The following is a 12,508-nucleotide window of genomic DNA, read 5'->3' as shown; positions in this document are numbered from 1 at the left end:
TCTACAACCATTGGGAAGGATCTCTCCTTCCAATTTTGAGAGCTCCTATCCATTAAAGAAACCAAGCCCAAAGGCAACAAGAAATAATAAGATCATTGTAATGATCAGTTTAATAAACCCTTTCTTCGTCAGGGAGTTATTTTTTGTTTCCCTTCGAATAACAAGATAACTGATGAAAAAACCCACAATAAACAAAACAGGAAATACCCATTGCATAGTCTCCCCCTAATATCGTTTAGCCAAGATTACCATTGAGAGAAAAATGGTTGATATTTGTAATGAAAGGAGCAAGTGTATTAGCTCTTGTCCAGAAAAAGATACCCCTTCTAATTGCAAGAGTACTAGAAAGAAAATTAAATAAATCATCATAGCAAAATAAGAATATACCATTGCTTTTTGCCTGATTAACTTCATACGCTCATCTTTCTGCTTAAATTGAGGATAAAGATAGCTCATACTAAACGATAAAACAGCCAGTGTTATCATCAGGTAAGAATGATGGGAAGGAACTTCATTTGCAATGATCGCAATGATTAAAAACATTCCCCCGAATCCAGTAAACAATAAACCCAAAATAAAATAGGCTTTTGGATAATAATCCATATTCGTTACCCTCCCTCCTGATTTTCCTCATAAATAAATAATTCTTCAATAGAGACTCCGAACATTCGGGAAATTTCAAAGGCTAGAGGCAGAGATGGAGAGTATCGATCTTTTTCAATTGAGATAATAGTCTGGCGGGATACCTGTAGTTTTTCAGCTAATTTATCCTGGGATAAAGAATGTTTTTTCCTAAATTCAGCAAGCCTATTTTTCAACACCCTGCCCTCCCTTAATCTTAGCCTAATGTAAAGTTATCTTTACGTCAAGGAAGCTTTACATATTCTCATAAAAAAAGCACACTCCCTATACAGGACTGTACTTTTCTAACATTCATATACCCAAGGTCATTTCTCGCTGGGAACAAAAATATTCAATTCATTATGAAGCACTTCCGCTTTAAAAGGTAAGTGGATGCCTTCATCCCCATCGATATTTACTACCAGGTTCTGCCCGGAGGACACTTCTACGCTAGAAGAGGAAAAATATTCAATTTGGTCATTGCTTTGAAGTTTCCCCTGAAATAAATCAGGGATGATTTTAACAACATGAGGCAAAGATAATTCTTTTAATATGAACACATGAAAAGCACCATCATTTACTTCCGCATGTTCAGCAAAAGATTCGATTCCTCCTACCGAATTTGTCAGAGCTACCAGCATTAAATAGGCATCCCCTTTCCAAATTCCCCCTTCATGTTTTACCTGCAGATCAAAGGGCGTCTCGTTATTCAAAGCTTTTGCCCCTTCTATGAAATAGGCAAGCGGACCGAATTTGGATTTTTCCTCAGGGGTCACTTTATAAACGGATTCAGCTATAGCTCCAACTGCAAGCACATTCATAAAATAGCGGTTATTAATTTTTCCAATATCTACAGGAATCGTGTGTGTCGTTTCTAATACACGGAGGGCTTCTTTTGGTTTCTTAGGAATGTTAAGCGCTCTAGCGAAATCATTCGCTGTACCAAGAGGAACAAAGCCAAAAAGGGGAGAGTTCTTTCGTTCTGCCAGACCATTGATGCTTTCATTGATTGTGCCATCTCCACCCATAGCTACTACTGTTTCAAATTGCTGATCAGCAGCTGTTTTTGCAAATTCAATCGCATCCCCTTCTTTTTCTGTCAGCTTCACAATGACTTCTTCGTGGGTTTGATTAAGAATTTTAACGGCATCCTCTTTGTAATCTAACGCTTCTTCTTTTCCTGAAGATGGATTAATAATCAGCATCGCTTTCTTCATAAAATCACCTCTTCATCAAGAACTATCTTAGTTACGCTTGCCAAAGCTCATATGCTCATAGCGGCCGCGGGTAACTTGATATACTCCGTATAAAATTAAACCTAACGCTACTAAACCAAGCAGCCATTGGCCGAACGGTTTTTGAGAAACTTCTGAAAGTGCACCATCCAGTCCTTTGGTGTCTTCAGGATTTTTGGTAACAGCCGTTTGAATAAAGAAAAAACCAACCAGTCCCAATACTGTTCCTCTTGCTGCCAATCCAAGGGTTCCAGAATTCCTGGCGATTTTTTTCTCGTGACTGTTCATATCCTGAACCCTGAATTGGTTTAGAAACTTCTGGCTGACGCCTGTGAGCAGCTCAAATAACCCATACCCAACGATGATGACCCCTAACGCACCAATGATCCAAGGTCCATAAGGATGGGAAAGCAGCTTAGTAGAAATGGTCTGCTTCGACCCTCCACCCCCGCCACCTGCATTCATAGCGATCTTGATAGCCTGGTAAGCCAAACCTCCATATATAATTCCGCTCACAAAATAACCTGTTCGTGCAATCAGTCCTTTGGCATCTGCTCCTTCATTCTTAGGATCTTTAATTGCTTTAATAAATACCCATATAATATAAAAGATTAATCCAATACCAATCATCCATAATAATAGATTCCCAAATGGCACAGTAGCAAGGGAACGCATCATTCCTGTGGTACCCGTTGTTTTTCCGCCCGTACCGACAGCTGCCATTAAAGCAAGAATTCCTACCATAGCATATACCATACCCTTGGCCATGTAGCCAACCCGGGCAAGGCGCCTAATCCACGGTTTTATTTCTTCTTTGGCGTCTGAAGCTTTGGATGAAATAGATTCTGTCGAATTCATCTCTCTTCCCCCTTTCCAGTCTGAAAATCATATCTCTTACAAATACCCTTTTTACATGCATGATATGCCTTTGTCTTTCAGGAAAAAGTTACTAAGAAACCCTACATCTGCTGATTTATTTACTTTTCAGCTGAATTATCCGTGTTTCCGCCGGATTAATTCTATTTGCGCTGAATTATCCGTGTTTCCGCTCAATTATTTCTATTTTCGCTGAATTATCCGCGTTTCCGCCGAATTATTTCTATTTCCGCTGAATTATCCGTGTTTCCGCTCAATTATTTCTATTTTCGCTGAATTATCCGTGTTTCCGCCGAATTTTTTCTATTTTCGCTGAATTATCTGCGCTTCCGCTGAATTATTTCTATTTTCGCTGAATTATCCGTGTTTCCGCCGAATTTTTTCTATTTTCGATGAATTATCTGCGCTTCCGCTCAATTATTTCTATTTCCGCTGAATTATCTGCGCTTCCGCCGGATTATTTCTATTTGCGCTGAATTATCTGCGCTTCCGCTCAATTATTTCTATTTCCGCTGAATTATCCGCGTTTCCGCCAAATTATTTCTATTTTCGCTGAATTATCTGCGCTTCCGCTGAATTACCTGCACTTTCGCTAAATCACCCGCAGTCCCACCGAATTATCTATCTTTCCGCTGTAAACTCTGCTTTTCAACCGAGATTAAAGTAGTATTCTAGAAAAATAAACAAAAGACCTTCCTCTCCCTCAGGAGCAGAAGGCCCTTTATCCTAAAATAGCAGCTGGCTATTATTTTACTTTTTTCCAGTATGCCGCCTCTTTGTTCGAGCGAATTGGAGGAAACGTTTCTCCACTTTCCAATTCTACATACTTTTCGTCTTCTATTACTTCATTTTCATTACCCTCGTTTACAAGTCCATCAAATTCATAGGTTCCTTTTTCAGGAGCATTTTCTCCAGTCTTGTACCGACCTCCCATAGTTCAACATCTCCTTTATCAAAATTGATGATCCCCTCTATTGATAACCCTGTAAAAATTACATCAAACCTACTTTATTACATTTATATAATTTTATTGGTTGAATCTCTATTTCCCCTCTGCTTTCGATTCTTCAATGAGTGATTCACACAGATAGGCATTCATTTTACAAAGCTCTTTCATTCCCTCAAGGTCATCTATCTCCCATTTGCTGATCGTCTGGACACATCTTTTGCAAATCCAGGCACATGTTCGGCAGATTTCTTCAGCTATCGCCGGTGTTGTCTCTGCTGTATATTTTGCATGCCGATAAGCCTCATTGCTCTTTTTCACTAAATAAATGGCATAGAGGGTGGTGGATGATCTTGTTTCTTCAGGTAGGCTTCTTCGTTTTGTCATATTCATTTACCTCCAAAAATTCCCATTAAAAAAAGCCAAAAAGAACATGAGTCATGTTCTTTTTGGCTTATGTCTAGCTCTATTTGTCTAGCTCATTCCCGCCAAAGGAATGCTGTTATTCATTTTCTAACCGTCAAATTCTCGTTCATGTGTTTGCGAAAAGCTTATTCACTTCTCACCTTTTAAAAAGTAACATGGTTCTTTGTTCTTGTAAAGTTTTGACTATACGATGGCCGTAAGCTTATCTGCTTCTTTCTTTAATAAATCCGCAGCGGTTACCACCTGCTGATAACCGCTTTCCGCTATGTTAATCTGTTTCACGCCTTCTTCAACATCGCTCTGAATCGCAAGAGTTCCAGTCGTAATATTAGAAATGCCGCTCGTAATCGTTTCAATGGTATGATTGACTTCTCCTATAGATTGCTGGACTTGTGTGGACAGCTTTCCTACCTCTTTTGCCACTACGTCAAATCCTTTTCCATACTCTCCCGCCCGGGCCGCTTCAATAGCTGCATTTAAAGAGAGCAGGTTCGTTTGGGACGCAATATCCTTAATCGTTTTTACAACCCCTTGTATGTCATTGGCCAGATGCTTTAACCCGTTTAAAGTTTCTGTATTTTCCATGGAAATGGCTGCAATCTTTTCAATTTTATCACTTAACTCTTTATGATTTTTCACACCTTCATCCGCTCTCTTATTAAGTGTTTCAGACATTTGCTGGAGACTGTTTACTACGTCGTTCAAGTTATTCTGCCGATCAGTAATATCTGTCGCGACCTTTAATACGCCAATTACCTCCCTGCCTTTATAAACCGGCATATACGTGGCTTCCAGCCAAACCTCATTTCCCTTCGCATCTCTACGATTGATCTTATCTTGAAAACTTTTGCCTTCTAACAAATTTCGCCAAAACAATTCGTATTCATCACTTTCCGAAAACGATTCAAAGCAGAATGTCTTATGGTGAAGACCGAATAGATCACTTGGTACATTATATTTCATAGTTTTTGCAAAAATTGAATTCACGTAAGAAACTCTACGGTCTTTTCCAAATTGAATGATAGCAAGGTTTTGATTAATGGCTTGAAACATGGAGTTTTGTATCGATGCGTCCGTGTGCAAAGTATTTTCCACTATTAATTCCCCCTACGATTTCGTAAGTATCCACGAGGTATCTTGATTTCTAGATGTACTAAAAATTATAGCGGAGCTTCAAATTCCAGGCAATTTTGAACTCGCTCTGAATAGGCGCTGTCATTTCATCGGTGACCTTTACAAATACACGAACTGACCAAGACCATTTGAGTTTTGATATAATTAATGTGGATAAATGATAGGACTCTTAATCAAGAAAAGGAACTCATGTTATGAAGAGGAACAGGAAGGGGATTGAAAACAATGAATGTAACTTATGAAGTTATTCCTGACGCTAATATTGAGGAATGTCGTGACTTATGCAACCAGCTTATGAATTATCAAAAATCTATCGCCCATATAACACCCGAACGGTTTGATTCCATGAATTTTGAAACTCGTCTTCTTCCTTCCATTCAGCATGCCAAACATAATTTTACAGTCGTCGTAAAAGATCATGACGAACTGATTGGCTATGTGTACTCGAATATCTCTCCTAAAGAAGCGTATGACAATGAATTTGCCACCTTCTTCGACCTTGCTTCGGTCAGTAATGACCACGTGGGCTGCCTCTCTCAATTCTATTTAAAAGAAGGTTATAGAAAATTTGGCATTGGGTCAGTTCTTTTTAATAAATCCATGAATTGGCTGAGTCAATTTCAAAACGTAGGGGATTATTTTGTTTTTGTTTCAAACGGGAATCACCAGGCATTAAATTTTTACAAACAAAAAGGCTTTACTCCTACTCATGACATTTTAGACGGATTTATTACGGTTTTGCGCAGCGATCGTTCTTTGTTCACCCGCCTTTAGTCCATTGCTATCAATTTCCTTGCAATAGAAAGCCAAAGGTAGCAGCTTTTTTAAAACTCATCTATGATGAATAATTGCCCGCATTCCGGTGTACATTAAGGCCATAGAAAAGGAGGCTGGAATGTAATGAACAAAGAACGAGCTAAGGAAATCTTTAACTCTCCTGGTATGATAGAAGTAACTCATGACAAACGCTCTGTTTATATCGAAGAAGTCATAGAGAGAAATGAAATGGCTCGCATTCATCCAATGAATCAGCCTAACATCGTCCAGGAAGTGCCTCTATACGAATTAAAAGAAACCCAGGATTAAAAAGAAGCCGGTCCAACATTCATTGGAGCGGCTTCTTTCTTGTTTCGAAAAGACTTCTCCCTCTTTAATAAATCAGAAGGGTCAATAAAGCAACACCTATGCCGACTAGTCCACATAATAAACTGTAAGGAAGGTTCTTGAGTACAATTTGGTAAGGATTCATCCTCAGTCCAACCGAAGTAATGGTAACGATAAGACCATATGGAGCAGATGGAACGGTAGCAATAGAACAGCTCGCTAATAAGACAGTTAACGTCACAGTAGGAAGAGCATCCATGAGCAGGCTGCCTACCCCTCCAAAAATTCCCATAGTAGCCAGAGGGTGGACTCCAAGTAAAGTCATTACTAGAAATGCACCTTGAATAAACAACATAATTAATAAAGGATGTCCATCCAGAGCTACAATGGGCTGCTGCAAGTACTTCAAATAGGGAGAAGCATTTAAGGATTCTGTAAGAAACGATAAAGATAATAATAAAACGATAAAATTATTTAAATGATTAGTCTGCTGCTTCCATGCCGGCCAGCCTATGCGCAAAAAGCTTTTTCTGCGCTTCATTAAAACAGACCATACAAATGCAAACGGAAAGATAGCGATAGTCACTGCAAACAGAAAGTTCAACTGAACTACATTTACGAGAAGTACAACAACAATCAAAAACAATACAAGAGCAACAATAAATTGTAACAATTTCTTTCGATCTTTCCCATTATGCTGGGAAGAAGGAATATCAACTTCAGCTTGATGTTTCCGGAAAAACAGTCTTCCAATGCTGCTATCAAGAATAAATCCTAATATGGCCACGAGCAGCATCCAGGGGAGAACTTCTATATAATTAGCACCGGTTATAAATATAGAAGTTGCCAGTAATATTTCGAGCGGGCTCCATAACAAAGCAAGCGAGTATCCTCTTAAAGTTGCCATAGATATAAAGCTGTCTCTTATTTTTTTCCGCTTCTTTTTTAATTGTTTCAAAAGCAAATCCTGAGAAATCGTCGCAGAAGATAGATTAAGGAATGCAGCCAGAGAAACCATAGTAATCTCGCTTCTTACATAAAGCGCCCCCATCCCCTTGCTCTTCCCTCCAAGCAGTGCTTGAAGTAAATGGGTATACCTCCCTGCTTTCACGACGCTGTTCATCCAGGGAAGCATAGATAAAAGAAACAACAACCCTATATTTTCGGCAAAAAAACCCGGGATCTCTCGGATAGAAGACTCCCCTGAGAGAAAGAAAAATGCCCCAACGGCTAGAAGTATTCCTCCTAGAAGTTGAAAGACACGATCAGCTCTCGGAAAATTAAGGAGAATCATAATTATCCCCATTATTCCTATTCCAGTGTAAAGAGAGGGATTGTTCCAGAAGATGTGGACCACATTTAGAAAGAATATGAATGAATAAAATATGTATAAGTACTTGGTAAGGTGACGCATCAAATCCTCCTCTCCTGGAAGATAAATAACTTCCCAATATTGCAATTTTCACAAACCAATGCCCTCATCCTATCGATAACAAGCGGGAATTTCAAGAAAATCAGCTTGTTTATTCCTTTTTCATGCTTCTAATCAATAGTTACAAGTAAACCGATTTATCTAATGGTGAAGGACGTTTTCTCTGCTATTCCCTCAGCCATTTGTCAAAAAAGAGTCAGTTCGCCTTACCTGTTATCAGGAAGGCAGAGCGGTTACTTTGATTTCACATCAATCAATTCACTTTGAATAATGTACCTGTAAGGGGCATCACCTACAAACTGAAATGGATAACAAGTGGAAATAGTCAAAAATGACTTGTCTTTTTTTGTGATGACACTTCGATCATCTTTTTCCGTAACAAACAGTTTTCTGATTTGATAGATATATGTACTTCCTTTAAATTCTACAGCTACCACGTCTCCAATATTCAGCTTCCCCATTTCTTCAAAGACGGTATCACGATGGCCGGCTAGAAATACGTGCCCGGTCTGATTTGGTTGAACCGTCCATTGGGAGTCATACATCCCTACTCCTGATTTTAATGTTTCATGATCTGTACCCCAAAAGACTGGATACTTTTTTTCAATTTCTGGAACACTCAGCTGACCGATTCTGTCTCCTTTTTGGAAGGAAGTACTCTTTTCCTCTGTGTTTAACTGGATAGCTTTTTTGTAAGTATCGTCATAACCAAGGTATTCATTCAGCTCTTGATTATCCATTTCCTGGATCGCTTGCCGCTGTTGCCACCAATTAAACCCATAATACAAAAAGATTCCCAGTCCCAGCAAAATAACGAAAATGCCAACCTTCTTCATAACAACCAACCTTTTTTAAAAATATAAAGAGCAGGCGATTACGCCTGCCCTCATTATACCCTATCCTAAAATCATTATTGAGCTTGTTTTCTGCGAATAAAGAATGAACCACCAACCGCGATGACACCAAGGCCAATGATCATCATCAGTGGATTATTTGTCGCGGTATCCGGAAGTTCTCCCCCTTCATCCATAGACTCATTCGTGTCTGCAGCGGACGAGTCTTCGTCACTGGTTGTTCCGTCATCTGAATTTGAATCTTCTTTATCAGCTACAAAGGAATTCCATGCATCTGATGACACTTCACACGGGAGTCCATCGTTATCCCCATCCAAACCATGCGGGTCATTGTTTTCATCATAGCCATTGTCATACCAGAATTCCATAACTGCATCATGATTACTGAAATCATCGCAATTCTTGTCACTATCTGCGTGAACAGCCTGATTGCCACCGGCTAAAATTCCAAAAAACATTACTCCTGCAAATAACAGCTTCCTTACCATTCAGTTCTCCTCCTTATGTATTATTTTGGATATTATTACTTTTATATCCAATTCAAGTACATCACGATCTATGCTATTTTTCAAGAGTTATTGTAATATTTTGTATAATTAATGAAATAATTTAAAAAGAAAATGAAAATATTGCCTCTTCAGTGCATGAGGAATACTTATTTCCCGCTAAAAACCCCATCACAAAGGATGGGGATGCATAATATTTCGTTACTGCCATTTGATTGCTGTAATAGTCGTTCCTCTATCGCGGGACGAATGAATTTCAAACTCATCCATCAATTGCTTTACCCCTGGTATTCCCGCCCCAAGGCCCCCTGAAGTAGAGTATCCTTGAATCAATGCTTTCTCAGTATCGATGATTCCCGGCCCATCATCCATTGCGACAATTTTAACGCCGGTCTTATGTATGGAAGAATGTGGTTCAAGGATGATCTCACCGCATCCTGCATATTTGTATATATTTCTTGCTAATTCAGAGACTGCTGTCATTACTCTAGTTTGGTCTAAGGTTCCCAATTGAAGTGTTCGGGATAAGGTCCTGCTCGTCTTTCGTGCTATGGCAATATCCTCTTCTTTTTGAATTGGAATGACGACTGAATTTTCCATAGTTCTGTTCTCCTTGTAAATGTCATTCTTACCAAGAAAGACTCTGTGGACTCACACTAAACTTATTGCTTTATCCAAGAACACTCACTATACCGAATGGGAATGAAACCCTTCTCTCTATTCAAGTAAAGGATATCACTTTTTCCGTCCATAAGTTATTTTTAAAAAATGTGTTTGAACTAGGAATAAGGGCTTAGCTTAAATATTAATTGGTGATAAAACCCATACAAACACTTAAATATTTTATTCCTATAACAATCACTTTTATTCATTATATCGCATTCATACTATGAATACCCTCACATTTCCGAATATAAGAGGATAGTCCCGCCACTTGTCATACTATTCGATTAGTTTCTTGTTGGAAAATCATTAATTTGTACATAACTGCAGACTCTCTATTCCACCAGAGGCAGATACAAGTATTAACCGATTTCAGAACAAGAAAATGCAGTGCACTGTAAATCTTCAACAGCTATCAGGATACTGGCATCTTACTCCCATTCCAAGTGTCATTGAATAAGCGGTCTTCCCGGAATTTATCACGAAAGAATGCCTGGCTTTCCCTTTTCACAAAGAAAAACGCAATTCCTCAGAAGGAATTGCGAAATCACGAAAGTACGAATATAACTTTGTAATAAATCAATAGGACTAATCTGAATGGAGTGAGTGCCCACACTTTTATAGCAGAAGAATGTGTGTAATTTTAGCCTTTGGATTGTTTTTCAAATAATTTTCGCGCGCCTTTTCCTTATGCGTTGCAAAAATGGGTTCTTTCTTAACTACGCCCGAACTCGTCTGGTAGTAAACCACGTATTTCTCAGCCACGTTAAAGCTCCTTCCCGAGAGAGTAAAATTTGTATAAGTATTCGCTCTAAAATAGGAAAATATACATTTCTCATTAAAGCTAAGCTTTAATTGTGTCTTCACACTTTCTTTTTGACGGAAGTATGAATTTATCATCGAATAATCTATTCAATCGAATTCAATACAAATAAGGGGGCTAACAGCCTGTTAGCCTCCTTACTGTACTTACCATGTTTGTCCTCCAGCTGGAGGCGGCCACTTTTTTAATTGACGCCGCAGCAAGACTGCCTGACCTGTGTGATAACTGTTATGTATGACAAGATCCATCAGCAAGTCCAGCCTTGTTGTATGGTCTAAATCCTCGAACTGCTCAGATAAATCCAATGAACATTCATTCTCTGCTTGTGCCAGCCCTTCCATAAACTTCGAAACCATCTCAGTCCATTCTTCTTGATCGTCAGGCATTAACCGATCCGGCCAAGTCTCTCTGGCGTGTACAGGAAAAGAAACATGTTTACGTTGAAGGGCCTCTAAAATAAAATTCTGCCAATAGTCCATATGCCAAATAAGTTCCCAAATAGTATACGGAGAGTCATCAACACAACTTCCTGACTGCTGCCAATCTATGTCTTCAAATACCTGTTTAGGAGAAACATGGGCCGATTCTCCTCTTAAAGATTTAACTAATGTATTTTTATTCATCTGATTGTGCCCCCTTCATTAAATTACTTTTCTAAACAAGTCGATCAAAAGCAAAGAAAAAAGAATGAGTGATGTAATAATATAACCATAACCAAGCTTCGACTTTCTTTCCTTGTCAAGGACATATTCCATTCCAAAAAGGAAAAACATTACAATTAAAAAGGCCGTTATGGCATTGAAAGATAAGTCTATACCATGAATAAACCAGTTATACAAACCTGCACTTAAACCAATAATCGCAATTACGATATTTATTTTTCTTAATGTCTTCACAGCCTCCCCTCCACATCTATGCCGAAATGGCTTTTCCTGTTTAATTCTCTGAACAACCTTGAAATAATCTTCAAACCTGCGCCTCAGACTCTTGTTGAAATTGGCTTTCTATCCATTTTTCAACTAATTCATCCGCATCATGGGGATATCGGTAATTCAGGAGCTCCGCAGTTTCCAAAGCCATTCGTCTAAATAATTTTATAGTATGTAAAAGCGCCTGCTGCATGTCGTATTTCTCATAATGAGCATAACAATGCTTTATTTGTTCTTGAATAAAAGGATCTGCCCATTGATCAAAAAATCTTCCGTTATGCCAAGTATCATAATTAGCTCCGTACTTAGCTCTTGCATGGCATTCTGCAACTGAAAGCAAGCACTGCTTTAAGTAATGATCGATACAGTCTTTTGCAGTCCACCATTCCCTTCTTAATAATTTTTTCGCCCCCCAGACAGCGTGATACAAAAAATCGTGGATCAGCTCGATCCAGGCGTCTTCATTGATTAGACGCTGATCTTCACCTGCATAGGTTTCTTCTCTTCTATAGATTTCCTGAAACTCCCCATCTTTATCAGCCAGGACCCTTACTCCTCGGTGCAAAGCTTTTCTCGTTTGCGGGTCTTCAAATAAATTCTTCATGCTCTTTATAGGAAATACGGAGAAATCAACATCAATGGCATCTTCAAATAAAACGCGACGCTCTTTTCCGCCTCCAACAGCCGTCTCTTCAATAAACGTAAACCAATACGGTCCTATTTCACTGATCCATTCGTCTGAGGAGAGGTATTGATCGGGTTCATTGGTGAAAAAGACGACATCGAGATCCGACCATTTATCTGCAGGTGCGTCTTTTCTAGCTCTCGAACCAACGACGAGAATAACCCTGAGATCTGATCGCTTTTCAGCCCATGTGGTCACTTTCTTTATGATCTTTTCATATTTTTGAATATGGCTTTCCATCTTTCACCCTCTTTTCATTAAGATCCAGGTTTAA

General features: G+C 38.9%; 18 protein-coding genes. 2 read left to right on the top strand and 16 right to left on the bottom strand.

Going from position 1 to position 12,508, the window contains the following annotated elements; translation table 11 throughout:
• Positions 1-45: 45 nt before the first annotated feature.
• From MUN89_RS08470 to MUN89_RS08435, 8 genes are all read right to left on the bottom strand, one after another.
• On the bottom strand, positions 46-216 hold the full coding sequence (locus tag MUN89_RS08470; RefSeq protein WP_244712886.1) for a hypothetical protein: 171 nt from the start codon (positions 214-216) through the stop codon (positions 46-48).
• A 9-nt stretch (positions 217-225) separates the two neighbouring features.
• Complete coding sequence (locus MUN89_RS08465) at positions 226-603, bottom strand: permease (protein ID WP_244712884.1); 378 nt, start codon at positions 601-603, stop codon at positions 226-228.
• 5 nt (positions 604-608) lie between these two features.
• On the bottom strand, positions 609-818 hold the full coding sequence (locus MUN89_RS08460; RefSeq protein ID WP_244712882.1) for a helix-turn-helix transcriptional regulator: 210 nt from the start codon (positions 816-818) through the stop codon (positions 609-611).
• A gap of 129 nt (positions 819-947) precedes the next feature.
• Positions 948-1,838: a diacylglycerol/lipid kinase family protein gene (locus tag MUN89_RS08455; RefSeq protein ID WP_244712880.1), complete on the bottom strand. Its 891-nt coding sequence runs from the start codon at positions 1,836-1,838 to the stop codon at positions 948-950.
• 27 nt (positions 1,839-1,865) lie between these two features.
• Complete coding sequence (locus tag MUN89_RS08450) at positions 1,866-2,714, bottom strand: DUF1206 domain-containing protein (protein ID WP_244712878.1); 849 nt, start codon at positions 2,712-2,714, stop codon at positions 1,866-1,868.
• A gap of 763 nt (positions 2,715-3,477) precedes the next feature.
• Positions 3,478-3,666: a YjzC family protein gene (locus tag MUN89_RS08445; protein WP_244712876.1), complete on the bottom strand. Its 189-nt coding sequence runs from the start codon at positions 3,664-3,666 to the stop codon at positions 3,478-3,480.
• A 108-nt stretch (positions 3,667-3,774) separates the two neighbouring features.
• Entirely contained in the window at positions 3,775-4,065 is a 291-nt protein-coding gene (locus MUN89_RS08440) for a hypothetical protein (protein ID WP_244712875.1), read from the bottom strand.
• A gap of 222 nt (positions 4,066-4,287) precedes the next feature.
• Complete coding sequence (locus MUN89_RS08435; RefSeq protein ID WP_244712873.1) at positions 4,288-5,199, bottom strand: methyl-accepting chemotaxis protein; 912 nt, start codon at positions 5,197-5,199, stop codon at positions 4,288-4,290.
• Between the two features lie 264 nt (positions 5,200-5,463).
• Here MUN89_RS08435 and MUN89_RS08430 point away from each other — a divergent pair, with 264 nt between their 5' ends.
• The gene (locus MUN89_RS08430) at positions 5,464-6,012 is read left to right on the top strand and encodes a GNAT family N-acetyltransferase (protein ID WP_244712871.1); all 549 of its coding nucleotides are present in this window, start codon (positions 5,464-5,466) and stop codon (positions 6,010-6,012) included.
• A 126-nt stretch (positions 6,013-6,138) separates the two neighbouring features.
• Entirely contained in the window at positions 6,139-6,324 is a 186-nt protein-coding gene (locus tag MUN89_RS08425; RefSeq protein ID WP_244712869.1) for an H-type small acid-soluble spore protein, read from the top strand.
• Positions 6,325-6,388: 64 nt separating this feature from the next.
• Here the strand turns inward: MUN89_RS08425 and MUN89_RS08420 are convergent, their stop codons facing one another.
• The 8 genes from MUN89_RS08420 to MUN89_RS08385 form a co-directional block, all read right to left on the bottom strand.
• Positions 6,389-7,648, bottom strand: coding sequence for a hypothetical protein (locus tag MUN89_RS08420; protein WP_244712867.1), 1,260 nt, complete (start codon positions 7,646-7,648; stop codon positions 6,389-6,391).
• A gap of 359 nt (positions 7,649-8,007) precedes the next feature.
• Complete coding sequence (locus MUN89_RS08415) at positions 8,008-8,610, bottom strand: class D sortase (protein WP_244712865.1); 603 nt, start codon at positions 8,608-8,610, stop codon at positions 8,008-8,010.
• A gap of 74 nt (positions 8,611-8,684) precedes the next feature.
• Positions 8,685-9,116 (bottom strand): LPXTG cell wall anchor domain-containing protein, encoded by a 432-nt coding sequence (locus MUN89_RS08410; protein ID WP_244712863.1) that lies wholly within the window; start codon positions 9,114-9,116, stop codon positions 8,685-8,687.
• Between the two features lie 219 nt (positions 9,117-9,335).
• Positions 9,336-9,734: an anti-sigma regulatory factor gene (locus MUN89_RS08405; protein ID WP_244712861.1), complete on the bottom strand. Its 399-nt coding sequence runs from the start codon at positions 9,732-9,734 to the stop codon at positions 9,336-9,338.
• A gap of 681 nt (positions 9,735-10,415) precedes the next feature.
• Entirely contained in the window at positions 10,416-10,562 is a 147-nt protein-coding gene (locus MUN89_RS08400; protein WP_244712859.1) for a hypothetical protein, read from the bottom strand.
• Between the two features lie 204 nt (positions 10,563-10,766).
• A complete protein-coding gene (locus tag MUN89_RS08395; RefSeq protein ID WP_244712857.1) occupies positions 10,767-11,243 on the bottom strand; it encodes a DinB family protein in 477 nt (158 codons plus the stop codon).
• Between the two features lie 18 nt (positions 11,244-11,261).
• The gene (locus tag MUN89_RS08390) at positions 11,262-11,516 is read right to left on the bottom strand and encodes a hypothetical protein (protein WP_244712855.1); all 255 of its coding nucleotides are present in this window, start codon (positions 11,514-11,516) and stop codon (positions 11,262-11,264) included.
• Between the two features lie 70 nt (positions 11,517-11,586).
• Positions 11,587-12,474: an aminoglycoside 6-adenylyltransferase gene (locus tag MUN89_RS08385; RefSeq protein ID WP_244712853.1), complete on the bottom strand. Its 888-nt coding sequence runs from the start codon at positions 12,472-12,474 to the stop codon at positions 11,587-11,589.
• Between the last annotated feature and the right edge of the window lie 34 nt (positions 12,475-12,508).

The sequence above is a fragment of the Halobacillus salinarum genome (genome assembly GCF_022919095.1).
GTDB lineage: Bacteria > Bacillota > Bacilli > Bacillales > Halobacillaceae > Halobacillus_B > Halobacillus_B salinarum.
The sequence above is the reverse complement of the archived record's forward strand: the minus strand, read 5'-3'. Positions and strand labels throughout refer to the sequence as shown.